This is a genomic window from Salinibacterium sp. SWN248 (genome assembly GCF_015864575.1).
In the GTDB taxonomy this organism is placed as follows: Bacteria; Actinomycetota; Actinomycetes; order Actinomycetales; family Microbacteriaceae; genus Rhodoglobus.
The window spans coordinates 1,934,415-1,959,744 of record NZ_JADYWW010000001.1 but is presented as its reverse complement, the minus strand read 5'-3'; the positions used below and the strand labels follow the sequence as shown (position 1 = coordinate 1,959,744).

Sequence of the window (25,330 nt, the reverse complement as noted above, 5' to 3'; positions counted from 1 at the left end):
GACGAGCCAGCAGCCCGACTAGCCCTGACCCTGGTTGCGACGTCGCGTGACACGGGGCGGGCGACCGCCGAGAAATGATTTGCCTGAGTCGACCAGAAACTCTTGGCTGAGCGCTTCGCGGCCCACGAGCATCCGGAAGCCCATTTCATCGCGATTCGTGAGCGTTGTTTCTGCCGTGACGGTGTGGCCGCACAGCACCACATCGATCAACACGACGATGCGATCCTCACGGTGCCCCGAGGAGCTTCGCACGGTGCGGCGATCGTGGATAGCGCATTCGACGACAGCGTCATCCTTGTCGGACCTCTGCCACGGACGGACGCGAAAACGCACCCATTCGCTGCCATCGGCGCGCACAAATTCTTCGATATCGTCGGCATGGAGGGCAGAACTCTGCGCCCCAGTATCGAGTTTGGCTTTAATCCACGGCACGCCGAGATCGGGTAAGGAAACCCACTCACGCCAGCCTGCGATCGTGTTTGAATGGGTGGGCTCTATCACCCCCTTATCTTGGCAGGTCATTCGATGAAACTCGCTATCCTCTCCCGTGCGCCGCAGGCGTATTCCACTGTGCGACTTCGGGCGGCCGCTGAGCAGCGTGGGCATACGGTGAAGGTTCTCAACACTTTGCGCTTCGCAATCGACCTCACGGGTGAGGAGCCCGACCTGCAATACCGCGGCAAGTTGCTCTCGGACTACGACGCCATCCTGCCCCGCATTGGCAACTCCATCACCTACTTCGGCACGGCTGTTGTTCGCCAGTTCGAGCAAATGGATGTCTACACGCCGAACACCTCGAGCGGAATTACGAACTCGCGCGACAAGCTTCGTGCCACCCAGATTCTTTCTCGCCACGACATCGCCATGCCGGCGACCACCTTTGTGCACAACCGGGCGGATGTCGAGATGGCCATCGAGCGCGTCGGCGGTGCGCCCGTCGTCATCAAGCTGCTCGAAGGCACGCAGGGCATCGGCGTGATTCTCGCTCCGGACACTCAGGTCGCCAAGGCGATCATCGAGACCCTGCATTCGACGAAACAGAACGTGCTTATTCAGAGCTTTATCTCTGAGAGCAAGGGCCGCGACATCCGCGCCCTCGTTGTCGGTGACCGCGTTGTTGCGGCGATGCGTCGCGTTGCGGTTGGCGATGAGTTCCGGTCGAACGTGCACCGCGGCGGCAATGTCGAAGCTGTTGAACTCACGCCGGAGTACCACCGCGCCGCAGTAAAGGCCGCCCAAATCATGGGCTTGCGGGTTGCCGGTGTCGACATGCTGGAGGGCAAAGATGGCCCGCTCGTGATGGAGGTCAACTCCTCGCCCGGGCTTGAGGGCATTGAGCGTGCAACCGGGTTGGATGTCGCGGGCGCGATCATTGACTACATCGCCAACCAGGTGGCATTCCCCGAGATCGATGTTCGCCAGCGTCTCAGCGTGTCAACCGGCTATGGCGTTGCCGAAATCGTTGTCGGAAGCGACGCGGATTTTGTGGGCAAGCAGCTGGGCGAATCGGGTCTCGGCGAGAAAGACATCACCGTGCTCACCCTGCACCGCGGCTCCAACGTTGTGCCGAACCCCCGGCGCAGCACTGTGCTCGAAGCGAACGACCGCCTGCTCTGCTTTGGCAAGCTCGAAGAGATGCGCGCAATGATCCCGGCACGCCGCCGCCGCCGCGCGAAGGTGCGCAAGCTTCCGCCGCAGCCTGTTACCGAAGACTAGAAGTGGCGAGCAACGAGAGCGATTTGCCGCGCTCAGAATTCGGTTTTCCCGGGCCGATGCGCGACACATTGGTGGCGGCCATTCTGGCCGGAGAGAAAACGTCGACGACGTCGACTCTGGTGGAATACGGCATAGAAAACGACCCTCTGCCTGCGGCAGGTGAGCGCTGCGCTGTGGTGGATTCGCAAGACGACCCCGTTGCCGTGATCGAAATTATGGCTGTCGAGCAGAGGCGGCTTGCCGACGTGGGGTGGGAGCACGCTCGTGACGAAGGCGAAGGCTATTCCTCGGTTGCGCAGTGGCGCGCTGGTCACGAACGCTATTGGCACGGCGACGACATGCGTGCGTACCTCGGCGACCCAGCGTTCACAGTTAACGATGACACCATCGTGGTGCTGGAGAGATTCAGAGTGGTTCGCCAGCTAACCGCCGACGATTCAGAGGCGCGCACGAGCGCATCCACGGCAAAGAAAGCAACGCTATGAATGGGCTGATCAGTGCGATTTACCGGGCGCGGGGCGTGCTGCTCTTCGTGTCGGTTATTGCGATCTTTGTGGGCACAATTGGCGCCCAGGTTATTCCGTTTGTCCCGGTAAAAACGGTGGCATCGGTGCTGCCCTTGGTGGGGATTCTGGGGATGCTGCTCGTTCTCGCCGTAGTCATTCCCGGGGTGAAACTCCTGCCCACGTGGGAGCCACGGACAGTGACGTCGCCGGTGACCGGCCGGTGGATGGCATTGAACAGTCCCGCAACGCGCGTGCCAAGCCACGGGGTTCGCGCTTACGGCCAGACGCACGCTGTTGACCTCGTCTGCGACCCCGCAGATCGGGTGAGGCCCGAATTTGGCACCGGGATCGTGTTGCGATACCCCACCGAATATCCCGCGTTTGGCGAGCCGGTACGAGCGATGATCGACGGGGTCGTGGTGCGTGTTGCCGACTCGCAGCGAGACCACCGAGCCCGTGCATCACTGCTTGGTTTCGGCTACATGATGGTCGAAGGCACGCTCAGAGAACTAGGCGGCCCGCGTTTCATCGTGGGAAACACCATCACCATTCGTGGTGATGACGGGGTGTTCGCCCTCGTTGCCCACCTGAAGCAGCGATCAGCGATCGTAGGTGTTGGCGACAGGGTCACAGCTGGTCAGCCCATCGGCGCCTGCGGAAATTCAGGCAACTCCAGCGAGCCCCACGTGCACGCTCAGTTGATGGATCGCGCCTCTGTCTGGACCGCGCACGGAATACCGATGGTTTTCGGTTCCGTGTCAGTTGACGAGGAATCAGAAGAGCGCGACGCGATGCCGGCAGACAACGAGCACATCACCGTTCGTTAGCCCTTGATGGCCTGAGCCCAGCTCACCCGGCTTCCCACCTTCAGCAGTGAGTTGTTGTAGATGCGCGAGCCCAGAAGAATGGCGAGCCCGGCCGTGATGACGAGTATCGCGAGGGAAATTAGTGGCTCCCACCATTCGGCGGTTCCGAGGAAGAGGCGCATCGGCATCCCCACCGGTGCAGAGAACGGCACGTACGACATGATCGTCAGAGCGACGGGGTTGTCGTGCAGGAAGATGATTGCGAAGTACGGCAACATGATGAGCATCGTCACGGGCGTCATCGTTGTTCCGAGGTCTTCTTGACGAGACACCATCGCACCGACAGCGGCAAAGAGCGCTGCAAGCAGGATGAAACCGATGATAAAGAATCCGACGAACCACAGCAGCGGTGCGCCCAAAAGTGCCAGCAGCTCAGCCTGGCCGGTGACCGAAAGGCCGACGATCGCCAGCACCGCAATCGCGATGATTTGAGCGAAGGCCAGTAGCGAGTTGCCAATGACCTTTCCGGCCATGAGCGCCGAAACGGGCACTGCCGACATCAGAATCTCCACGATGCGTGTCTGCTTTTCTTCCACAACGCTCTGGGCGATCATCGGGCCAAACGTCATGCCCGAAGCGAAGAAGATGATGCCGAAGCCGAACGCAGCGAGATAGCTCAGAAGGTAGCTCGTGTCGCTCGGATCGAGGAGGATCAGCTCCGGGCTCACGCCGAGCCCCTGCATGAGCGACGACGGCGCATCGCTTGCGGCGATGACGGTAACGGGAATCGTGGACCCTTCCTCCGACGGCACGACCGCGGCATCCACGGTTCCCTCGGTGACAAGGGCTTCGGCTTCAGTGCGGTTGTCCACGACCGTAATCTCGAGTCCGGGGATGTTCGAGAGTTCGGACGACACCGAACTGACGACGGCCACCGGTGTGGTTGAGACGCTCTTCGACATGATTCCGCCGGCAATCACTCCGCCAAGAACGAGAAGGAGCAGGATGCCGGTGGTGATGAGAAAACTTTTGGAGCGCAGTCGTGTGGTGATTTCTCGTTCGGCCACAAGCGCAACCGAGTGCGCAAAGCGCGGGGAGCGGCGGTCAGCAGTAGTGGCGTTCATTAGATGACCTCTCGGAAGATTTGGGCGAGGGATGCGCGCTGAGGTGAAAAAGAGGTGACGTCGCCGTCGGCGAGTGCCCGTCGTAAGACGCGCTGCGCCGCGGCGGGCTCGGCAGCGTCGAAAGTGGCGCGGCCGCCATCGAGCTCGACCACAGTGATGTCGGGTTCGCCGCGAAGCCAGCCGAGGTCGCTACTGCACGCGATGGCGTAGCGCGGTGCCGAGTGTTGGGTGCGCAACGCTTCGCGTTCTCCGGATGCCCGGATGCTGCCATCCGCAATGATGACTAGGTCGTCGCAGAGCCGCTCGACGATTTCGAGTTGGTGCGAGGAGAACAACACCGATGCGCCGGATGCCGCCCGCTGCTTGAGCGCCTCAACAACGGTGTCGACGGCGAGGGGATCCAACCCCGAGAACGGCTCATCGAGCACGAGTACTTCAGGCTCATGCACGAGAGATGCTGCGATTTGCGCGCGCTGCTGATTTCCGAGCGAGAGGCTCTCGAGGGTGGAATCGCGACGCTCACCGAGGCCGAGTTCCTCAAGCAGGCTGTCAGCGTTGCGGCCAGCCGCGGCCTGCGTGAAGCCGTGGAGCCGAGCGAGGTAGACGAGCTGCTCCCGCACCTTCATCTTCGGGTACAGCCCACGTTCTTCGGGCATGTAGCCGAAGCGACGCCGTTGTTCTGCGCCCAGAGGTTTGCCGTCGAGGTGAATCTCACCGGCATCCGCATTGAGAACGCCCAACAGGATGCGCATGGTCGTCGTTTTGCCCGCGCCGTTGCCACCAACGAAACCCGTCATGCGCCCGTCGCGCACAGCAAAGGTCACCCCGTCGAGTGCAGGGCGCACCCCGAAGCTCTTGGTGATGTTGTCGAGTTGGAGCACCAGTACCGCCTTCATCCACAGAAAAACTATCTACCGACAACGCTAGCCACTCGCAGGGCTGAGAGGTGCTCCCTCGCGGTGCTTCATCGCACCGAGTTGCTTGATCTCAGCGACACCGCGCGTGATCCTCTCTTGCAGACTGCCGCAGTGCTGCAAGCCTGCGCTAAGCAGCCAGTTGTCGTGACCGAGGAGTTGACGTTCGCACTCCAACAGTTTCTATGTGCGCAAAGTGGCCGACATTCGCCAGCACCTGCTGGGTGGCATGAGGGAGAGCTTTCGCAAACCAGGCATCGTCAGTGGCGCTCACAAAGGCGTCTCGTTCGCCACGAACCAGCGTGACTCGGCACTCAATGTTCGACCACTCTCGCTCGTCGTAACGAGCCGCTGCCTCAGCACCCTGAACGAACGAGCGCGGACGGATTTCGGCGGCGAGTGAATCGAATACTGAACTGTCGAGCTCACGTCGGTTCTCAAAAAGGGGAGCGCTGAGCGGTGCGAGGAGTCTCATGCGGTGCAACGCATGCACGACCACTCGTCCGGCAGGACCGAGTGCGGAAAGTAACCGCATGGCACCGAACATCCCTGCCAACAGCGGCAGAACGGTGAACCGCCGAATCGGATGCCGCAGGACCGCCAGCGCGCTAGGTCCGGTCACCGAGATGGCCGTCACGCTCAACGTGCGCTCCGGATACCGAGCCGCCAGCGTGAGCGCGAGGTGCCCTCCCAGAGAGTGACCGAAGACGTTCCACCTCGCAAAGCCAAGGGTTCTCGTGACGTGGGCCACTGCATCCACCATGTCTTCGACCGAGGTGCCAGGGCGGACACTTCCGCTCTCACCCCAGCCGGGAAGATCGATCGCAACCACATTCTGCAATGGTTCCTGCGCGCTGTGAGCGGCGCGGATGAGGGGCAACCATGTGGTCCACGAACCTGCGGCACCGTGGAGAAGCACAGTGGCGGTATCTGAGCGCGCAGCAGCATTCGGATCCACGTGCACAACAACGTCGCCTAGAGCGGCGGGCACCACGACGCGGGAAAACCCCGCGGTGGCGCGGTCAAACCGGTTGTCGGCGCTGAAGTGCGTACTGGAAGCGGGCGTTCTGTTCACCGCAGTGGTTCGGAGCCGCAGCATCCATAGATTGCTTGAATGTGCGGCCACGAACGGATGGAGTTGAGTTACTGCACAACTGCGATCTGGGTGGATGCTTCTGCTTCACCGATGGAGCCAAGATCAATAACGTTCTCAAAGCCCGCGTCTTCCATCAGCGCGACGGCCTGACCGGAACGGTTGCCTGACTTGCAATAGACGGCGTACTCAGCCTCGGGGTCGAGAGTGGGAAGTGCTGCAGCAAATTCGCCTCCGTTGAGGTCGAGGAGGTTAGCGCCCTCAAGATGCCCTGCCGCATATTCGGCCGGGGTTCGAACGTCGATGAGTATGGTGTCAGCACTGAGTTCGACGGAATCGCCTGCGGCTGAGCATCCAGCGATGGAAGCCAGCACGACGAGGGAACCGGCGAGAGCGGCGAGGGGACGGAACATTATTTCTCCTTGTGGAACGAGTGGTTATTCGGAAACCCGGCACGTGTCGCCTGGGCAGTATTGGGGTGGAGTTTTCGAAAGCAGGCGTTGAAGTGAGCAACCAATGCAGATGCCGAAAGCGGCTTCGAGGAACAGCATGGTGAGGCACAGGCTGCAGAGTGCGAGGGTCGCTTCTAGCGGAGCGCCAAGCACCCCCATGCCGGCGCAGGAGATCAGCGCAAGACCATAGCCGAGCCACCAAGCGAACTCTTTTTGAGGGGCGCCAACCCAGTTCGGTTCGTGCGAGCGAACGATGAAGCGACCAAGCGCGAGCGTGGGTGACCAGCGATCACCCACCGTGACGCGCAGGAGCATATCCATCATGAAGAACACGCCGAAGGGGCGAAGCGGCACCGCAGAATGCTCGACAAACGCGAAGCCGATCGAGACGGCACCGCCAAGAAAGAGGATGCTCGCAGCGACGCGAACTGCGCGCTCGTTCACGACAGGGATGCTGTAGCCCTCGACGAGGGAGCCCACGGTGGGAGCTTTAGTTGGCGTTGTAGTCGACACCGGTCACGCTCCTGTCACAAGCGAAATAAATTGCGGGATTTCTTGCACGAGCACGAAGGCTCCGATCGCGAGAACGAAGATTCCGAATCCCTTGCGCAGAGCGGTTTCGGGAATGCGCCCCGCGAGAGCGGCACCCACAAACGAGCCCGCAACGGCGATCGCGGTGAACGCGAAGATGGTTGGCCACGGAAGGTCAACGGTAAAGAGGTGGGCGACAAGCCCTGCCGACGACTGCATCGCAATAATCAGTAGCGAGGTGCCCACGGCGACCGCCACCGGAAGCCCGCCGAGAAGAGTGAGCGCGGGCACGATGAGGAATCCGCCCCCAGCACCCACGAGCCCGGCGGCGATGCCGACAAAGAAGCCGTCTCGAATAATGCGGATGACCGGGAGCTGTGTGGGCTCGTGAATTGATCCTGCCGGTACCTTCTTTCGCCCGCGGATCATGGCCGTCGCGGTGGCGACCATCATGGCGGCGAAGAGCACCATCAGGACTGTGCCAGGGATATAGCCGCCGACGATGCCTCCGGCAAAAGCGCCTGCCATTCCAGCGACGCCGAAAATCAATCCGGTACGCCAGCGAACGCGCCCTGCTCGAGCATGATGAAAAACGCTGACGGCGCTCGTGACGCCCACGATAAATAGCGAAGCCGAAATCGCCTGCTGCGGCTCAAAGCCGGCAACGTAGGTGAGGATCGGCACGGTGAGGATCGAGCCGCCCCCGCCGAGCATCCCGAGAGAAACTCCCACGAGCACGGCGAGGGCCAGCGCGATGATCAGATTCGGCTCCATGAGGGCGCGTTACACCGCGGGTACTGCGCTGGCAGTTGCCAGCCAACCAAGGTACGAGCCATCGAGTTCGGCAACGTGGTAGCCCGCGCGGCGCAGGGCACTCGCGGCCACGCTATTGCGCACTCCGCTTTGGCAATAGGTCACGATGGTTCCCTCATGGGGGAGCTGGTCGAGCGACCACATGACGCGGCCGCCGCTCAGTTGTTCTGCTCCGGGGATGTGTCCCTCGGCGAACTCGGTTTTGTTGCGAACGTCGAGGAGAAGCACACGATCAACGTCATTGAGGGTGGCGGGGTCGACGAGCTCGGGCACCACGAGGGTGAGCCCATCGAGTGTCGTCACGAAGCCTGACACGGTGTCGATGCCCACGCGCACGAGGTGATCGCGCAACTCTTGCGCGTGTTCAAGGTCGTCGGCAAGCAGGATGACGGGCCGCGTCTCCGTGTCGGGGTTGTACACCCAGGCGCCGTAGCTTGCGGCCTTCTCGGGGCCCGGAACGTTGAGGGATCGCGGCACAGTGCCACGGTGAACTTCGCTGTTGTGACGGGTGTCGATGAGAATGGCGCTGTCGGCATCGAGCGCGGTCGCGACTTCCTCGGTCGTGTATTCGCGCAGCGGGCTAACGGTGCCCATGACATTCGGGCCCTGACGGTTCTGCACTTTCATGCGCCCAAAGTAGGCGTGAGCATCCGGTTGACCGTTGAGCAGCTCGTCGATGAAGCCTTGCTCGTCGTTGTTCTCGACGTAGTGGCTCCACCACGCGAACGCGCGCTCGTAACCGACAGTGGTTGTCGGAATTGCACCGAGAGCTTTGCCGCAAGCGCTACCGGCACCGTGGGCAGGCAAAACCTGCACATAGTCGGGGAGAGTGAGGAAGCGGTCGCGCAGGCTAGCGAAGATGTCCTTCGCTCCGCCGAAGCGAGTGTCGATGCCGCCAGCGGCTTCATCAAGGAGATCGGGGCGGCCGAGGTCGCCCACGAAGACGAAGTCTCCGCTCAGCATGAAACCGGGAGCGTCCGCTTGCGCACCATCGGTGACCAAGAAAGAAAGGTGTTCAGGCGTGTGCCCGGGAGTGTGAACAGCCTTCAGCGTGATGTTGCCGAGGATAATGATGTGGCCGTCTTTCATGCGCACAGCACCGTCGAAGGCGCTTCCGTAGGTCCAGTCGGGGCCACCTTCGTCAGACACCAGAATCTCCGCACCGGTGCGAGCGGCGAGCTCGCGAGTGCCGGAAAGGTAGTCAGCGTGAATGTGAGTTTCGGTGACGGCCGTGATGGTCATCCCATTCTTGGCGGCAATCTCAAGATAAACATCGAGGTCGCGGCGGGGGTCAACAACGATCGCTTCGCCCTTGGCTTGGCAACCGATGAAGTAGCTAGCCTGAGCGAGGTCGGTGTCATAGATGCGTTCGAGAAGCATGTTTACTCCAGTGAGTGTTCGCTATGTCCGGGGGAGGGATGGCGTTAGCGACGGTGGGTCGTTAACGGTGTCTGCGTGTTAGCAGTGGCAACGATCGCTTTCGGCAACGTTGGCGAGGGCATCCTCGATGTGTTCTCCGCAGCCAGCCCAAGTGGGTTTACTGCAGTTCTGGCAAGTAACTTGTGCGCACATGTGATTTCCTAACGACCGAAAAGGCGGGCAAAGAAGCCGCCCTGAGTGGACTTTGCGGCGTCAATCTCCGACTGAGAGTGCTTGCCGTTGCACCAGTTGGATGCTGGCACGCTGCGCTTGATGGACTGGATGTGGTCTCCGCATCCGGCCCACGTTGTTTTGTCGCATACGCGACACGTGACTGCTCTGCACATAACTCTGCTTCCGTTGATTGGCTATCCGTTGCAATACCCTAGGGGGTATGCTCAGACTATACCCCACGGGGTATCGAAACTGTCAACTCACACGAGAGAAGCGAGACAACTATGGATTCCTCCACATCCGAATCAGTGTCGGTAGCCGATCCTGACGCGCAGAAGAAAATTGCGAATCGCTTGCGTCGCGCTCAGGGACAACTGGGCGCACTGATCGCCACGGTCGAGACGGGAGCCGGATGCCGCGACGTCGTGCACCAGCTGGCTGCAGTCTCAAAAGCTCTCGACCGGGCAGGGTTCCTCGTGATTTCCGAAGCGATGAAGGAGTGCCTCATCAATCCGGATGCCGAAGGCTCGCCTCAATCAGAAGAGATCGAGAAACTCTTTCTCTCGCTGGCCTAACGGCTGGTCGCTAGGGCGCGGTTGCGGTCACGATCAAGCGAAAGAGTTCGATAACAGGTTCGCGCAATGCGGTTGTCAGGATCGCAAATACCAGGATGTTGAGAACCACGGTGCCCCAGAAGGCTTGGCGGAACATTGGCTTCTGAGTTTTGTGGCGAAGACGCTGTTGGGCAACGATGGCTCCGGGCCAGCCGCCGAAGAGTCCGAGCCCGAGCAGAGCGCTTTCTGTGACCCGCCATTGCCTAGTTTGGGCCGCCTTTTTGTCGGTGGCGTAGGAGGCATAAGTGATGACGCTCATCACGAGGTAAAGCGCTGCGAAGAGCCACGGGAGTGCACCGATTGCGGTGACGATGCTGATCGCGATCGCGAAGGTGGCCAATACGACGTAACTCATTGTTCCCGGGCGGCTCTTGCGGGCGCGGATGGGGCGGCCTGAAGCGGAGAGGTAGCGGATGTTGCGCGCTCGAGTCTTGCCGTCGTTCGTGGTTTCGACTGTGAAGCTGACCCGTTCGCCGGGCGCCGGGCGGGCGTCGCGGCGTGGGAAGGCAGAGATGTGGGCAAAGACGCTTTCGCCGGTGCGGTTGCCGCTACCAGTGCTGCCCGCGCCGTTGGCGCTGCTCGGGCCGTCAACGGAAATAAAACCGAAGCCACGTTCGTCGTTCCATGACGCCAGCGCACCCTGCTGTCGTGCGCTTCGGGAACTCATGTATTGAGGGTAACTGCCTGAGCCGCTGTGCGCGGTATCGGCGTACCCTCAGACTCGCTGAATTCGGCCCACAGAGCTGAGGTCTGCTCCTACACTGGCGGTGCGCCCTCAACGAGAGTTGAGTAGCGATCGAACGGATGACCTCAACCACATCATCGTGAAGAAAAGAGAGAATCTCGTGCCTGTTCAAGAACCCGTCGCCCGTCAGCCGTGGTGTGGCCCTCGTGCCGCCGAAGTGCAGCCCCACACTCTCGACCAACTGGACGCGTGGTGGCGAGCAGCGAACTATCTTGCGGTCGGCCAGATCTATCTGCTCGACAACCCTCTGTTGCGTGAACCCCTCCGCCGCGAGCACACTAAGCCCCGACTCCTCGGTCACTGGGGCACAACGCCCGGCCTGAACTTTGTGTGGGCTCACCTGAACCGCATTATTCAGGAACGCGACACCGACACGATCTTTGTTGCTGGCCCCGGACACGGCGGCCCCGCTGTTGTCGCGAGTGCGTACCTCGACGGCACCTACAGCGAAACGTACGGCGATATTGATAAGAGCGCGGATGGCATCCGCAAGCTGTTCAGACAGTTTTCGTTCCCGGGTGGCATTCCGAGCCACGCGGCTCCCGAAACTCCCGGCTCCATCCACGAGGGTGGCGAGCTGGGCTATGCCCTGTCGCACGCCTACGGCGCAGCCTTCGATAACCCGAATCTTCTTGTCGCGGCAGTTGTCGGCGATGGCGAGGCCGAAACCGGGCCGCTCGCGACGAGCTGGCACTCGAACAAGTTCATCGACCCCGAACGTGATGGTGTCGTGCTGCCGATCTTGCACCTCAACGGTTACAAGATCGCGAACCCCACTGTGCTGGCCCGCATCCCTGAAGATGAACTGTGCGACCTGATGCGTGGCTACGGGCATACGCCCTACGTTGTCTCGGGCGGGTTTGACGACGAGGACCCTCGCGCCGTGCACGAACGCATGGCAGCGACTCTCGATGACATCGTCGATCACATCGCTCGGATCAAAGCGGATGCCGCAGCAGGAACGCTCGAGGGGCGCCCGGCCTGGCCGATGCTCATTCTGCGCACGCCCAAGGGCTGGACGGGCCCACAAGTGGTCGACGGACATCCTGTCGAAAACAACTGGCGTTCCCATCAGGTGCCGCTCGCGAGTGTGCGCGATACCGAGGAACATCTCCTGCAGCTTCAGGAATGGATGGAGTCGTATCGTCCTGAGGAACTCTTCGACGAGAGCGGCGCACCGCGCGCGCTAACCACCGCGCTCGCGCCGACTGGCGATCGCCGTATGAGTGCCAACCCGGTGACCAATGGCGGACTGCTGCGAGCACCGTTGCGGCTGCCCGACTTTCGGGACTATGCCGTCGACGTGCCAAACCCTGGTGAAACGACGAGCTCGGCAACGGGCGCGCTGGGGGAGTGGCTGCGCGATGTGGTGCGCGACAACCCCGACAATTTCCGCATCTTTGGGGCCGACGTCACGGCATCCAATCGACTGAGCGCGGTCTTCGACGTGACCGACAAACAGTGGGATGCCGAGTTCCTGCCCATCGATGCCGACAATCATCTTGCTCGCGCGGGGCGCGTTATGGAGATGCTCAGCGAACATCAGTGTCAGGGCTGGCTCGAGGGATACCTCCTCACTGGCCGCCACGGCATGTTCAATTCGTACGAGGCGTTCATTCATATCGTCGATTCGATGTTCAACCAGCACGCCAAATGGCTTGAGGGCGCGAACGCGATTCCGTGGCGTCGACCAGTGTCGTCGCTCAATTATCTGCTGAGCTCGCACGTGTGGCGTCAAGATCACAACGGTGCCTCGCATCAAGACCCCGGCTTCCTTGACCTGGTCATGAACAAAAAGCCCGATGTGGTGCGCGCCTATCTGCCGTGTGATGCCAACACCCTCATCGCCACCTACGACCACTGCCTTCGTTCCGTCGACAAAATCAATGTCGTCATCGCGGGCAAACATCCCGAAAACAACTGGCTCGATATGCCGGCTGCCATCGAGCACTGCACGCGCGGCATCGGCCTGTTCGACTGGGCAGGCACCGAAGTTGTTGGTGAAGAACCGGATGTCGTACTCGCCTGCGCCGGCGACGTCCCGACCCTAGAAACGTTGGCGGCCGCGCAAATCTTGCGCGAGCGGATCCCTGAGCTGCGAGTGCGCGTCGTCAACGTCATCGACTTGATGCGCCTGCACAGCGAGTCGGAGCATCCGCATGGTCTCAGCGACGCCGAATACGACGCGATCTTCACAACAGACAAGCCCGTGATCTTTGCGCACCACGGTTATCCGTGGCTGATCCATCGCCTCACGTATAAGCGAGCCGGGCACGCCAATCTGCATGTGCGCGGGTACAAAGACGAGGGTACGACGACGACACCGTTCGACATGGTGATGCTCAACGACCTCGACCGCTATCACTTGGTGATTGACGTGCTCGAGCGCGTGCCGGGCCTCACCTCGAGGCATGCTGCGTTCTGGCAAGAGATGCACGACACCCGTCTGCACGCGCAGCAATATACGCGCGAACACGGCGAAGACATGCCCGAAGTGGCTGATTGGAAGTGGAACGCTTCCTGACGAGCAAAGGGAGCGGTGGCCCTCGTGTCCACCGCAATTCTGTAACGCTGGCGAGTAGCGAAAAAGTGCCGCATTTGGGGTGCTGGTGCACGACATAATTTGTGCTTAGAATGAGCGTGACATCGCGTTGATGCCCGGCAATCGTGCCCCTTCGGGAGTTCTTCCCTAGGCCGTCAGAAAGATCAGATCAACCGGTATGAACATCACCGAAATCGCTATTAACGCACTCGGATTCGCGGGCACCGTTTTCTCGTTCCTCATGTGGGTTCCTCAGGCACGCATCACGTGGCAGAGCCGCAACGACGCGGTGCGTCTTGCCGGTATTTCGGAGACCACGCAGTGGCTGTTGGTCTTTGGCTACACCGTCTGGGGCGCTTACGGTCTGATGAGTTCGTCGTTCTGGGTTGCCGCTCCCAGCGCTGTCGCGATCCCGCTTGCCGCCGCCACGATCGTGGTCATTCGCCGCGGTCGCCGCTTGCCCGATGAGGGGCGTTCATTCCCGATTTTCTCGAGCACGGATGCCGATCCGCTCGTCAGTATCAGCGACGGCTTAGTGGCTCTCACCGAGTCCATTCCGATCATTCACTCCCACGCCGAGCCTCCCGTCGAAGCGGCCGTTGTCGCGCACGACACATCGGATGTTCTGGGCGAGCCATTGCCACACTCTGCGGGTTACACGGCGACAGGCACGATCCCGATTCTCGCTTAGCGGGGTGGTGCTCGCCTAGAGCGTTGGTGACGTCGCGACGGCTTCAGCGAGTCGGTCGTCGCGACGCTTAGGCCTCTTCGGTGATGTGTGGTTCGCCGGGAAGGTTTGGGGCCTCATCTCCCGTGCCGCTGGCGTGCAACTGGGCAGCGTCTCCGCGCAACGCCATTGCGATGACCGGGAAGATCAGCACGGATAGCAAACCGGCTCCGACGAGAGCGGCGGCGATACCTGAGTCGATATATTCGCTATCGACGCCAATTGCGGTGACGGCGACGATGATGGGCAATCCTGTGGCGCCGAGAAGGCCGAGCGCGGCGCGTTCGCGGGTGCTCGCGCCTTTCCGTGCGGCGAACATCGAGGGTACGCCGCGTACGACGAGCAGAAGCACGAGGAACACGGGCACGAGAGCCGCCACGCTCAAGTCGGAAGTGAGGGCGCCGAGTTCGAACGACACTCCCGTGTTGATGTAAAAGATCGGAACAAGGAATCCGAAGGCGATCGCATCCAACTTGGAGTCGACCATCGCGCGGTCGCGTTCGGGCGCCTGGCGCATCATGACCTGCCAGAGCAAACCGGCGACAAATGCACCCAGGAGCATATCTAGGTCGAGAACGATGCTCAGCACGACCAGTGCGGCAACAATGAAAATAACCAGTCGGATCGCGAACTGGCCTGAGGTGTGCAGGGTTGCTGTCACGAGGCGGTGGAGCGAGTTGTGTTCGATGCGGGCCGCGAGGAACAGCAGCGTCATCGCAATCAGGATGAATATACCCAACACGATCGTGGAGACTCCGAGTGAGCTGGCTCCGAGAAAAATGGAGATGGCAATAAGCGGCCCAAATTCGCCGACGGCACCGAGTGCGACTGCGGAATTGCCAAAGCGGGTGGGCAGTTCCCCGGCGTCACGCAGGAGGGGCATGATTACTCCGAGTGCCGTCGAACAAAGCGCGATCCCGATAACGACGGCGCCAAATCCTGGCTCGATGAGATAACCGATCGCCACTCCTGCGACTAGCCCAACGAGCCACCCGAGTGATGCGCGTCGACCATTCCGGCCGCGAATAGCGCTCAGTCGGATTTCGTTTCCGGCCATAAAGAACAGCATTGCCAAGCCGAAGTCGGAGAGCTGCTCGACGAACTCGGATTCGCCAACCCAGCCAAGAACACTTGGCCCAATCAGGATGCCGAGAAGCAGCTCGAAAACGACGATCGAGATGCGGACCAGGGGAGAGAGTGCGCGTGCCAGCAACGGCGCCATGACAGCCAAAATTGGGATGAGCACGATACCCCAGTTGGCAGCTTCCATAGCTTCTTCGGTGCTATCCATTGTTCACAAAACTGTTCACTTCGGCGGCGATCACGTCTCGCACCACTGAGGTGTCGAGGGTCGCGATACCGTCTCCGGCCTGCACTCCGTAGTCTCCAAAGCTGGCGTGATTGGCGCCATCGATGGGAAAGAAGGTGGTGGATGTCGGCAACAGGTGGGCCGCATTCATGATCTTCTCGGGTGTGCTCAAGAGATCATTGCTTCCGCTGAGGCTCAAGACGCGAATGTCGACTTCGGAAAGATCGTTGGCGCAGTAGCTGCCGAAAAGCACGAGGCCGCTGACGTCGGGCTGCTCGGCGTATTGGCACGCGCGCACGCCACCCAGGGAATGTCCGCCGACAATCCAGTCATCAACGTCGGGCGCCGCATCCGTGAAGGTATCAAGCGATCGTTGGTCGAAAAATGCCAGATTCAGGATGGGCTTCGTCACGACAACCGTGAGCCCCGATTCGGCCACCGCTCCGGAGAGCTTATAGAGGTAGGCATCCGCGCTGACCTTTGCTCCCGGGATGAACACAAAGCCTTCGCCTGAAGCGTCGCCGGTGGGGGTGAGAACGAAGGAGTTTTGATTTTCGGTGATGTGCACGGCCGGGTTTGTTTGCACGCTCTCCAGCGCGTCGGGTTCTGCCTGCATCACTCCCACATTCGCCCACACGAGCATTCCGGCCACGAGTAGAACAACGATTGCGGCCAGTGCGATGAAAATCGTGCGCGCGACGCGTCGAGTTCGCCGAGGACCTGGAGTTGAGTTCTGTGATGTTGGCTGCGCTGGCGCAATCGACTCGGTCGGATCGGCGGGAGAGGAATCAGCAGCGTGCATCGCCCCAGTCTAGGGAGTGCCAGGTCGCGCGCGCACTGAAGGGCGACCTGAGAATCGTGGTCGCTTCGCGCCGCGGGCCCGCTAACTCTCTCATTCAGGAATATCCACGCTGGTAAGGAGTTGAATACTAGTGATGACTACACCACTTCACCTTTCTGTTCTTGATCTCATTCCTGTTCGCAGCAACCAGACTTCGGCCGACGCCCTGGCGGCGACAACCGCGCTTGCGCAACGCGCCGATGATCTTGGTTTCTCGCGGTACTGGGTCGCCGAGCATCACAATATGAAGGCCGTGGCATCCACGAACCCCGCGGTGCTGATCGGTATTCTTGCCGCCCAGACGAAGCGAATTCGCGTCGGTTCTGGGGGAGTGATGCTTCCCAACCATGCGCCTCTCGTTGTTGCGGAACAGTTTGCAATCCTCGAAGCAGCATTCCCGGGCCGCATCGACCTCGGCATCGGCCGCGCTCCCGGCAGCGACCCTGTGATCACTTCGTATTTGCGGATGACCGGCACCACTAGCGACGTCGACGCGTTCCCGCGCAACGTGGCCGACATCCGCAGCCTCATGAATCCCGAGGGCGCCACGTTGCAACTGCAGCAAGGACGCAGCTACGAACTCACGGCAACGCCGAACGCGGCATCCGTTGCTGATCTTTGGTTGCTCGGCTCCAGCGACTACTCGGCCCGTCTGGCCGCAGCTCAAGGCATGCCGTACGTTTTTGCCCACCACTTCTCGGGCGAAGGAACCGCGCGCATTCTTGGCCTCTACCGCGACAACTTTGTGCCGTCAGACCTGCTGAAGGCCCCCAAGACGTTCCTCACCTTAAACGTGGCTGTCGCCGAAACGACGGCGGATGCGCGTGCCGCAGCCCTGCCCCAACTTCAGCAAATGGCGCGCCTGCTCAGCGGCATGCCGCTCGGCCCGCTCTCGACCATCGAAGAAGCTGCCGCGACAGAGCTCGCTGCGCCGCAGCAACAGATGGTGGATGACATGGCCGAACGGTGGGTCATCGACGAACCCGTGGCTGCAGCGCAACGCATTCGCTCGCTCGCGACCCGCTTCGGTGTAGACGAAGTAATGGTCGTGCCTGGGTTGTCGGCTCACAATGCGGACGCGGCGAACACCTCGCCTGTGCGCGTGCGCGCTCTCGAACTGCTTGCGGAGCAGCTGCTTAACTGAGTCCTGCGGGTGGACGTGCCCGCTGAACGCCACTCCGGTGGGGGAGCAGTGTCGACTGCAGCACCCGCTTGCGGAGCCGACGGTGGCGCTGTACGCAAAGTCGTGGTCTGGTCACCATCGTGCTCTCAGTGTGCGTGCTCGTGATCGCACTGGCTAAGCTGATGGCTCGCTTTTCGCGACCGTGCGTCGCATCCTGCAGTGGGTTTGCCTCCGAGTGCTACTTGGGTTGAGTCGCGTTCGCACGCAGTCGCAGCTCTTGCGATCCTTCTCGGTCTCGCACCTCGACGTTCGAGCTGTGTGAGTCCACAAATTTTCGGAAAGTTTTGAAATTCAATGCGGCCTCGTTGAAAGATGGGTCGATTCTCAGCATTTGGTTTTTAACCGCCGAGCTGTTGAGCCACTCGGAGTCCTCCTTTTGCTGAACAAGTCGCATGGCCCGCACGAGCATTTTGAAGGGCCGCATCCCGATGGCTGGAGTGTCGGCGGTTGAAGGATTCGTTGACTGAGAGACGGTAGCCGCCTGCTTTGTCGGCGCTGCCTTAGGCAGGGAGGCTTTTGTCGCAGGTTTATTGGTGCTTGAGGCGCTCTTTTGCGCGGGGGCGGTCTTGACGACTTTCGTAATTGCGGCTTTCTTTGCGACGTTGACGACTTTCTTCACGGAGGGCGCGGCGGGCGTCAACGCTTGTGATGCCCGGGCTGACGGGGTCGCTTGGGCGCTCACAGCGGGGTGTGGCTGCGCGGACGGCGTCTTGTACTGCACGCCTGGCAGCGAGTCGTAGTCTGCGAACTTGTCGCACGATGAGGTGAGAGCGTCACTTGTTCCTCCTGCAACTCCCACTCCGACGACAAAGCGCCCGAGCGTTTTCGCGCGTTGGGCCAGTGCCACATAGTCAGAGTCACCAGCCACAATCACGACGTGTGTGATGTCAGGGAGCCTAAACATGTCTTCCATGGCATCCACGGCGAGTCGGATGTCAGCGCCATTTTTCATTAGGGCAGTGAGGGGGAAGAGCTGAACCAGCACCACGGCACGATTGACAAGTTGCTTATGGTAGCTGGCATTCACCGGCACAGACCAGTCGGCATAGGCGCGGCTGAAGGCAACTGTTCCGAAGGAGGAGGCGTAGTCGAGGATCGCCTCGACATCCACTTCGGCCTCGAGCAGTCTGACGCCGACAGCACTCGTCGTGGTGCGAGCCGAGTTATGAGTTCGAGCTTTGTCCTTGGAGAACTGCCCGTTGCCATGTATTTGGTTGTATCGAGAGATAACGATGTTGTCGAAATCGATGTACACGGCAACACGGCCGTCGCTGGGCATAGCCAATTGGTCTCCTCGGGAAAAAAGTTCTTCTCAGTCTTCTGGTGAGGCTCTCTCAAGACAATCCCCGCATTCGGGGCAATCACTGGGGAGCGACCCTGGCGACATTTTCTCGACTCCGCGAAGCCCGCTGAGTTCCACATCGCGCAACATGGAATTAACATTCCATGTGCTTCACTTTTGACTTCCCGGTGGATAGAGTCCCTCACATGGAACGCAGTGCCACGTCGTATCATTCACAGGGGCTAGTCAAAGCCCTCAAAGTGCTCAAGGTGCTCGGCGCGCAAGAGAAAGCGCTTAGCCTCGCCGAATTGTCAGTCGAGCTCGAACTCCCCAAGTCGACCCTCATCCGGTTGCTTTCGGTTCTCGAGCAAGAGGCTTTTGTCTACCGCGAGGGTGACCCACCGGTGTACGCACTGGGGCACGCGGTGCTCGATATCTCCGAGTCGTACCGTCGAGTCGCCAACACCGCTGACGTCGCCGCACCGTATTTGAAAACTCTCGCTCATGCGACGGGCCTCACCGCCAACCTCGGCGTACTTGAAGGGCGTTGGGCACTACACCTATGTGTGCAAGAACCAGACCGTCCGTTGCGCTTCCGGTCTCGTGATGGCTCGCTCGACTACACCTACTGCACGGGCATCGGAAAGATGTTGCTCTCAGAGATCCCGGTCGACCAGATCAGCCAGCACCTGCCTGAAGAGCCGTATGCCCGCTTCACCGAGTACACGATCGTGAATCGTGAGCAGATGGATGCGAACCTCGACACCATTCGCGAACGTGGCTACAGCCTCGATGACCAGGAACGCGACCTCGGCGTCATTTGCCTAGCTGTTCCCATCCCGCTGGGGCTGGACGTTCCAGTCGCCATCAGCGTCTCGGGCCCCGCAGGAGAGCTCGCCCCCGAGCTGCGCGAATCACTGTCCCAGCGCGTTCACGACGTAGCAGCCGAGCTTGCCGCCGACCCACGATTTGTTGCCGCCTTCCGTGCCGAGCGCGGCGGCCAGCGAAAAGGAGAAAACCATGATCGTTGATGTCCACACTCACAACCACCAGCCCGAACACTGGGGCGACGAGCACAAGAAGAACTGGGAGCCCGCGTACGGTGAGCCGTACCCGCGTATTTCGCCCGCAATGTATGACGCTGCGATGTCGAAGGCCGGCGTCGATGTCGCCATCGTCTTCGGCCTTGCCGCCACTCGTGCTGGCGTGCACACTCCAAACCGCTTCGTCGCGGACTACTGCGCCCAGCTGTCAACGCCGACGGTTGCCTTCACCGCGCTCGACCCGCTCGACACCGACTGGCGTGACCAGCTTGACGAGGCTTATGAGCTCGGCTTCAAGGGCGTCAAGCTCTATCCGGTTCTGTCGCTCTTCGATCCGCTCGACCCTGCATTCGATGAGTTCTACCGACTCTGTTCCGAACGCCGGATGACCATCCTCTGGCACATGGGCGCGACGCCGAGTGCACAGGGCCGACTCTCGCTCAGCCAGCCGCTCGTTGTCGAAGAAGTTGCTCGTCGGCATCCGGATCTCAAGCAGATTATGGCGCACATGGGTCACCCGTGGCAGCGCGACGCCGTTGTCGTTTTGCGCAAGCATGCCAACGTTTACGCCGATGTATCCGCTAGCTGGCACCGCCCCATGGACGGCTTCATGGCTCTTGTCATGGCTCAAGAGTGGGGCGTCGTCAACAAGTTGTTCTTCGGCAGCGACTACCCGCTATGGGAGCCGGCCGACGCCATCACGCGCTTCCGTTCTCTTGCCGACTTCCGTGCGGGCAACCTGCCCCACGTTCTCGAAGAAACCGTTGAGTCGATCCTTCACCAGGATGCTCTTTCACTTCTCGAGATCCCTGACCCACGGCTCGCCAGATAGCGCGCCGCGATGACTACCCAATCGATGAAAAAGGAGCAAGATACCGTGCCTAGGACAGCCGCTGCGCTGATCAGCGAAGCCAAAGAATTTATTCCCGGAGGAGTGAATTCGGCAACTCGGAACTTTGGTGCGCCGTATGCCTTCCGCGAATCTCAGGGCGCTTACCTGACGGACTATGACGGTCGCCGCTATGTGGACTACCACGCAGCGTTCGGTGCCATTCTGCTGGGGCATTCCGACGAGCGCGTCACGGCCGCAGTTACGCAGAGCTTGAACGGCCTCGACCTCGTAGGTTTGGGCGTGAGCGAACTCGAAGTCGAGGTTGCTCGCATGGTCGCGAAACTCATCCCTTCGGTTGAAAAGTCCGTCACGACAATGAGTGGCACCGAAGCCACAATGCAGGCCGTTCGACTCGCTCGCGGCGTCACCGGCCGCAAGTACCTCCTCAAGTTCCAGGGCTGCTTTCACGGTTGGGGAGATGCCGTTGCTCGCAACGTCGCGTCGCCGGCCGACCGCATCGGAACCGTCGACCCGCTCTCCACCGGAATCCTCGACGACGCGCTGGGATCCACCCTTGTCGCTGACTTCAACGACCTCGACTCGGTTCGTGCCCTCTACGAGCGCTACCCAGATCAGATCGCAGCGATCATCCTCGAACCCGTGCCGCACAACGTTGGCGCGCTGCTTCCCGACCAGTCCTTCTTGGAAGGCCTGCGAGAGATCACCAAGGCCGAGGGAAGCATCCTGATCTTTGACGAGGTGATCACTGGCTTCCGTCACGCTCCAGGTGGCTACCAAGAGCTCTGCGGGATCACCCCAGACCTCACCAGCTACGGCAAGTCGATGGGCAACGGTTTCGCCGTAGCCGGGCTCGGTGGCCGTGCTGATCTCATGGACAACTTCTCGTCAGCCGGCGGTGGCGTCATGCTCGCCGGTACCTTCAACGGTGGCCCCGTCTCGATGGCCGCAGCAATCGCCACCATGACGGTCGTCAGCGATCCCGAAGTGGGAATGCACGAGTACACCGGCCGCCTCGGCGCTCGGATGCGGGACGGGCTTCGCGACATCACCACCGAGCTCGGCATTGCAGCCCATGTGACTGGCCTCGGCAGCGTCTTCATCTGCTACTTCATGGATCGCGAGCCCAAGAGCTACAACGACCTTCTGGAGAACAACGACGTTGCTTACGCTACGTTCCACCGTCGGATGACTGACCGCGGCTTTGTGATGTATCCCATGACGCTCAAGCGCAACCACATTTCGCTTGCGCACACCGAAGCAGACATCGACCTCACGCTTGAGGCCGCTCGCGACGTACTGCAGGAAATGAAGAGCGAAGGAATTTTCGCATGAGTGCGCGCCGGGTTCTTGTCGTCGGAGCGGGGGTGATGGGTCACCGTCACGCCGTTGCAGTTCGTGATGTTGGTGACCAGATTGCTGCTGTCGTCGACACGGATCTGGCGCGAGCTAGCGCCGTTGATTCTGGCGCTAGTACCTATACCTCCGTGCAGGAGGCGCTTGCCCAGGAGCGCGACCTCGATAGCGCGATCATCGCCACTCCCTCTGCCGGGCACCTTGTGCAATCGACAGAGTTGGTAGCGGCGGGACTCGACGTTCTCGTGGAAAAACCCCATCGTGTTCCTGGGCAAGATCCTGCACCGCTGCGTGACGCTCTCAGCACAGGTGGTCGACTCTTCGTCGGAATGTCCACTCGCCACTGGGCCGGCGTTCAGGCCGTGGTCCGTGCCGTCACCGACGGAGAACTCGGCGAGATTCTGACGTACAACGACCGGATGCAGTTTCACCTCGAAGAGGACAGCCTGCCCGGGTGGTATTTCAACTCCGCTGTCAGCGGCGGGGGAGTGCTCGTCACCAATGGCGTGCATGCCTTCGACCGTGCGCGCGCAATTATCGGCTCCGAGCTGCAGTTTCAGACCGCAACGCTCAAGCGTGTGAACCCCAGCCACGAGACCGAAGACCACGCCAGCGTGATCGCTCGCGCCGGGGAATCGACCATTGCATCCATTGACATGTCGTGGATGCCGTTCGAACCGATCGGCACGGGACTCATCGTGATGGGAACCCGCGGCTCTGCTCGTATCTACATGGACGGCTCATGGTCTATCTCTGGAATAGGGATTGAGCGCAGCGGCCCGTCGATCAACATCGATCGGGCACCGTTCATCAGCCAGTGGACAAGTTTTCGTGACGAGGAATCGGGCTTCGGGCTCGACGATCTCGAACCCACTCTCGCTTTGATCGAACAGATTTATCAGGAGGTTCCCGTTGTCTGAAGTATCGCTGCTCATCTACCCCTGGGACGTCATCGCCGACGGCGCAGAACGCGTTGTCGAGACGGTAGCCGAACTCGGTGTCGACCGCCTCGTCATCGCCACTGCTTATCACTCGGCCGAGGTCATCTCTCCTCGCCGACTCGACCGTGTCTCGACGGTGGCGGAAGCAAACACGAGTCACTTGCCCCTCGGCTTCAACAACTTCAGCGGCTTGGCCGTTCCGCCCTCCTCCATCGCGACCGAGCATCCGGATCTCTATCCCTCGCTCAAGCGTGCTGCGGATGCCGCGGGCGTTTCGCTCAGTGGCTGGGGAATCGCATTCCACAACACCACGATGGCAACCGAGCATCCCGAAGCAGCAATCAAGAATTGTTTCGGCGACGCGTTCACCCACGGACTGTGCCCAGCAAACCCTGCTGCTCAGCAGTACGCGGTTGAGCTTGTGGCGGAGATCGCCGGCTCGGGGCTGTTCGATCGTGTGTTGGTAGAGAGCCTCTCGTACCTGCTCTACAACCACGGTCATCCTCACGAACTGTGGGGCGCCCGCCTCGACCCGACCACGCGCTACCTTCTCTCACTGTGCTTCTGCAGCCACTGCCGAGAACAGGGAACAGCCCGCGGAATCGACGTCGGAGCCCTGCGTCTTCGGGTCTCGAACGAACTTCACCGCACCTGGAACGCCGAAGCACCCGCCGGTCGCGACGCCGATGATGGCGCCGAAATCGCGTCGCTCCACATGATGTGGCCCGATCTCGCGGCCTACACCCGCATGCGTAACGACGTGGTCACCGAGCTCGCTGGCCGCGTTGCCCGCGAGATCCGCGCCAAGGGCGCAGTGCTCGATCTCAGTGCCGCAGTCTGGGGTCGCCCCGCCTTCAGCAACTGGATGGAGGGCGTGGATGTCGCAGCGAGTGTTGCTGTCGCCGACTCTTTCGTTCTCGAAAGCTACTATCCGACCGCTGGCGAGGTGGCTCGCGAACTCGACCACACTCTCGCCGCTGCCGCGCTCTCCGATCGTGGAGCAGAGTCCCTGGCCTCCGCGATCACTCTCTGGCCCAGCTTCCACCCGACGAAAGACAGTTTTCTGTCGAAGGTAGATGCCATCCGCGGTTCGGGTGTGAGCAAGCTCGCCCTCTACAACTACGGCACGGCAACTGCACCGACACTCTCGTGGATTCGGGATGCCGCCGACATGATGAGGAGCGGATCATGACCTTCAGCCCCACCCTGTTCGAATCTGTGGAAACCCCGGCCTTGCTGATCGATCGCGCGCAGATGATGCGCAATATCAGCATGATGGCGGAGTTCGCGGTGAAGGCGGAGGTTGCTCTTCGTCCCCACTTCAAGACCTCGAAAATGATTGAAGTCGCTCGGCTGCAGTTGCAGGCCGGCGCTGTTGGATTCACCTGCGCAACGATGGCGGAGGCCGAAGCCTTGCTCGATGCGGGAATTGACGACGTCTTCTGGGCGAACGCTCCGGCTTCTGCTCAGAAGGCTCGCTTTGCCGCCGAGGCAAACCACACCGCACGCCTAGCGGTCGGAATCGACTCGGTCGAACTCGCTGCAGTGTTGTCTCAGGCTGCCGTGGCGGCCGACTCTACGATCCCGGTCATTCTGGAGATCGACACTGGCCTCGCTCGTACGGGAGTGCTGGCTGCCGTAGCGGACGACGTCGCGGCTGAAATCGCCGCCTTGCCGGGCATCCTGCTCGATGGCGTCTATATGCACGAAGGTCAGCTTGCGAGCCTCAAGGGCTCTCGCGATGAGATCGTCGCGGCTGGAACGGGCGCCGCCTCGTCGTTGGTCGCCGTAGCCGAACAGCTGCGAGCATCCGGTCACACCATCTCGGTGGTCTCAGTCGGCTCGACGCCCGGCTGGGAATCTGCACCGCGCGTATCTGGTGTCACCGAAGCCCGCGCCGGAACCTACGTCTTCTTCGATGCCAACCAATTCCGACTCGGATCGGCATTGAGCGCACAGTGTGCCCTTACCGTGCTCAGCACCGTGGTGAGCGTTCCCGCTGCCGATCGTCGCGTTATTGATGCGGGCATCAAGGCGATGAGCTCCGACCGCTCTAACCGCGGCGACACCCTGGGGCTCGTGACGGCTCCCGAAGGAGCTCTCGCCGACAACATCGTTTTCGAGCGTGCGTACGAAGAGCACGGCATCCTCAACGGAGCCGGCATCGACGAACTCGGCTTCGAAAGCCGAGTTCGAATCATCCCTAATCATGCGTGTGGCGTAGTGAACATGTTCAGTCGCGTACACGTGGTCGACGGCAACGAAGTGGTCGACATCTGGAATCCCGTCGGTAGGCACTAACCAGCCCGCGGGTCACTAGTAACACCCCTGCACCAACCAAGAGAAGTA

General features: G+C 61.1%; 26 protein-coding genes. 13 read left to right on the top strand and 13 right to left on the bottom strand.

Going from position 1 to position 25,330, the window contains the following annotated elements; genetic code table 11:
- Positions 1-18: 18 nt before the first annotated feature.
- The gene (locus tag I6E73_RS09400) at positions 19-522 is read right to left on the bottom strand and encodes a RimK/LysX family protein (protein WP_197124794.1); all 504 of its coding nucleotides are present in this window, start codon (positions 520-522) and stop codon (positions 19-21) included.
- Between the two features lie 3 nt (positions 523-525).
- Between I6E73_RS09400 and rimK the strand changes: the two genes are divergently transcribed.
- From rimK to I6E73_RS09385, 3 genes are read left to right on the top strand one after another with little or no spacing between them, the layout of a single operon-like run.
- The gene (gene rimK / locus I6E73_RS09395) at positions 526-1,716 is read left to right on the top strand and encodes a 30S ribosomal protein S6--L-glutamate ligase (RefSeq protein ID WP_197124792.1); all 1,191 of its coding nucleotides are present in this window, start codon (positions 526-528) and stop codon (positions 1,714-1,716) included.
- 2 nt (positions 1,717-1,718) lie between these two features.
- Positions 1,719-2,201: an ASCH domain-containing protein gene (locus tag I6E73_RS09390; RefSeq protein WP_307784271.1), complete on the top strand. Its 483-nt coding sequence runs from the start codon at positions 1,719-1,721 to the stop codon at positions 2,199-2,201.
- Positions 2,198-3,049 (top strand): M23 family metallopeptidase, encoded by an 852-nt coding sequence (locus I6E73_RS09385; protein ID WP_197124791.1) that lies wholly within the window; start codon positions 2,198-2,200, stop codon positions 3,047-3,049. Before I6E73_RS09390 ends, I6E73_RS09385 begins: the two co-directional genes overlap by 4 nt.
- Here I6E73_RS09385 and I6E73_RS09380 read toward each other — a convergent pair.
- The 8 genes from I6E73_RS09380 to I6E73_RS09345 form a co-directional block, all read right to left on the bottom strand.
- The gene (locus tag I6E73_RS09380) at positions 3,046-4,152 is read right to left on the bottom strand and encodes an ABC transporter permease (protein ID WP_197124789.1); all 1,107 of its coding nucleotides are present in this window, start codon (positions 4,150-4,152) and stop codon (positions 3,046-3,048) included. The genes I6E73_RS09385 and I6E73_RS09380 overlap by 4 nt on opposite strands.
- A complete protein-coding gene (locus I6E73_RS09375) occupies positions 4,152-5,033 on the bottom strand; it encodes an ABC transporter ATP-binding protein (protein WP_197105463.1) in 882 nt (293 codons plus the stop codon). The genes I6E73_RS09380 and I6E73_RS09375 overlap by 1 nt, the downstream gene beginning before the upstream one ends.
- Positions 5,034-5,196: 163 nt before the next feature.
- A complete protein-coding gene (locus I6E73_RS09370) occupies positions 5,197-6,141 on the bottom strand; it encodes an alpha/beta fold hydrolase (protein WP_197124787.1) in 945 nt (314 codons plus the stop codon).
- 68 nt (positions 6,142-6,209) lie between these two features.
- Positions 6,210-6,572 (bottom strand): rhodanese-like domain-containing protein, encoded by a 363-nt coding sequence (locus tag I6E73_RS09365; RefSeq protein WP_197124785.1) that lies wholly within the window; start codon positions 6,570-6,572, stop codon positions 6,210-6,212.
- Between the two features lie 24 nt (positions 6,573-6,596).
- Positions 6,597-7,124, bottom strand: a complete 528-nt coding sequence (locus tag I6E73_RS09360; protein ID WP_197124783.1) for a DUF4395 domain-containing protein — start codon at positions 7,122-7,124, stop codon at positions 6,597-6,599.
- Positions 7,125-7,127: 3 nt separating this feature from the next.
- Complete coding sequence (locus I6E73_RS09355; protein WP_197124780.1) at positions 7,128-7,916, bottom strand: sulfite exporter TauE/SafE family protein; 789 nt, start codon at positions 7,914-7,916, stop codon at positions 7,128-7,130.
- A gap of 9 nt (positions 7,917-7,925) precedes the next feature.
- Positions 7,926-9,335 (bottom strand): rhodanese-like domain-containing protein, encoded by a 1,410-nt coding sequence (locus I6E73_RS09350; protein ID WP_197124778.1) that lies wholly within the window; start codon positions 9,333-9,335, stop codon positions 7,926-7,928.
- Between the two features lie 200 nt (positions 9,336-9,535).
- Positions 9,536-9,721: a hypothetical protein gene (locus I6E73_RS09345; protein WP_197110027.1), complete on the bottom strand. Its 186-nt coding sequence runs from the start codon at positions 9,719-9,721 to the stop codon at positions 9,536-9,538.
- 111 nt (positions 9,722-9,832) lie between these two features.
- Between I6E73_RS09345 and I6E73_RS09340 the strand changes: the two genes are divergently transcribed.
- Complete coding sequence (locus I6E73_RS09340; protein ID WP_197124776.1) at positions 9,833-10,123, top strand: metal-sensitive transcriptional regulator; 291 nt, start codon at positions 9,833-9,835, stop codon at positions 10,121-10,123.
- 10 nt (positions 10,124-10,133) lie between these two features.
- Here the strand turns inward: I6E73_RS09340 and I6E73_RS09335 are convergent, their stop codons facing one another.
- Entirely contained in the window at positions 10,134-10,829 is a 696-nt protein-coding gene (locus I6E73_RS09335) for a DUF1294 domain-containing protein (protein WP_197124774.1), read from the bottom strand.
- A 235-nt stretch (positions 10,830-11,064) separates the two neighbouring features.
- Here I6E73_RS09335 and I6E73_RS09330 point away from each other — a divergent pair, with 235 nt between their 5' ends.
- Positions 11,065-13,431 carry a phosphoketolase gene (locus tag I6E73_RS09330; RefSeq protein ID WP_197125254.1) on the top strand — a complete coding sequence of 789 codons (2,367 nt, stop codon included), beginning with the start codon at positions 11,065-11,067 and terminating at the stop codon, positions 13,429-13,431.
- A gap of 196 nt (positions 13,432-13,627) precedes the next feature.
- Positions 13,628-14,140, top strand: coding sequence for a hypothetical protein (locus I6E73_RS09325; protein ID WP_197124772.1), 513 nt, complete (start codon positions 13,628-13,630; stop codon positions 14,138-14,140).
- Between the two features lie 67 nt (positions 14,141-14,207).
- On the opposite strand, the gene I6E73_RS09320 is transcribed toward I6E73_RS09325, so the two are convergent.
- Complete coding sequence (locus I6E73_RS09320) at positions 14,208-15,467, bottom strand: cation:proton antiporter (RefSeq protein ID WP_231600614.1); 1,260 nt, start codon at positions 15,465-15,467, stop codon at positions 14,208-14,210.
- Positions 15,460-16,287: an alpha/beta hydrolase gene (locus I6E73_RS09315; protein ID WP_197124770.1), complete on the bottom strand. Its 828-nt coding sequence runs from the start codon at positions 16,285-16,287 to the stop codon at positions 15,460-15,462. The genes I6E73_RS09320 and I6E73_RS09315 overlap by 8 nt, the downstream gene beginning before the upstream one ends.
- A 133-nt stretch (positions 16,288-16,420) precedes the next feature.
- Here I6E73_RS09315 and I6E73_RS09310 point away from each other — a divergent pair, with 133 nt between their 5' ends.
- Positions 16,421-17,470 (top strand): LLM class flavin-dependent oxidoreductase, encoded by a 1,050-nt coding sequence (locus I6E73_RS09310; RefSeq protein ID WP_197124768.1) that lies wholly within the window; start codon positions 16,421-16,423, stop codon positions 17,468-17,470.
- Positions 17,471-17,687: 217 nt separating this feature from the next.
- Here I6E73_RS09310 and I6E73_RS09305 read toward each other — a convergent pair whose 3' ends face one another.
- Positions 17,688-18,788: an NYN domain-containing protein gene (locus tag I6E73_RS09305; protein WP_231600885.1), complete on the bottom strand. Its 1,101-nt coding sequence runs from the start codon at positions 18,786-18,788 to the stop codon at positions 17,688-17,690.
- Positions 18,789-18,997: 209 nt separating this feature from the next.
- On the opposite strand from I6E73_RS09305, the gene I6E73_RS09300 reads away from it, so the two are divergent.
- Genes I6E73_RS09300 through I6E73_RS09275 form a run of 6 tightly spaced genes read left to right on the top strand, consistent with a single transcriptional unit; the run spans position 18,998 to position 25,282 of the window.
- Complete coding sequence (locus tag I6E73_RS09300; RefSeq protein WP_197124764.1) at positions 18,998-19,822, top strand: IclR family transcriptional regulator; 825 nt, start codon at positions 18,998-19,000, stop codon at positions 19,820-19,822.
- Positions 19,812-20,666, top strand: coding sequence for an amidohydrolase family protein (locus I6E73_RS09295; RefSeq protein ID WP_197124762.1), 855 nt, complete (start codon positions 19,812-19,814; stop codon positions 20,664-20,666). Before I6E73_RS09300 ends, I6E73_RS09295 begins: the two co-directional genes overlap by 11 nt.
- 45 nt (positions 20,667-20,711) lie before the next feature.
- Positions 20,712-22,019: an aspartate aminotransferase family protein gene (locus tag I6E73_RS09290; RefSeq protein WP_197124760.1), complete on the top strand. Its 1,308-nt coding sequence runs from the start codon at positions 20,712-20,714 to the stop codon at positions 22,017-22,019.
- A complete protein-coding gene (locus I6E73_RS09285; RefSeq protein WP_197124758.1) occupies positions 22,016-22,960 on the top strand; it encodes a Gfo/Idh/MocA family protein in 945 nt (314 codons plus the stop codon). The genes I6E73_RS09290 and I6E73_RS09285 overlap by 4 nt, the downstream gene beginning before the upstream one ends.
- Positions 22,953-24,173, top strand: a complete 1,221-nt coding sequence (locus I6E73_RS09280) for a hypothetical protein (protein ID WP_197124756.1) — start codon at positions 22,953-22,955, stop codon at positions 24,171-24,173. The genes I6E73_RS09285 and I6E73_RS09280 overlap by 8 nt, the downstream gene beginning before the upstream one ends.
- The gene (locus I6E73_RS09275) at positions 24,170-25,282 is read left to right on the top strand and encodes an alanine racemase (protein WP_197124754.1); all 1,113 of its coding nucleotides are present in this window, start codon (positions 24,170-24,172) and stop codon (positions 25,280-25,282) included. The genes I6E73_RS09280 and I6E73_RS09275 overlap by 4 nt, the downstream gene beginning before the upstream one ends.
- Positions 25,283-25,330: the final 48 nt, after the last annotated feature.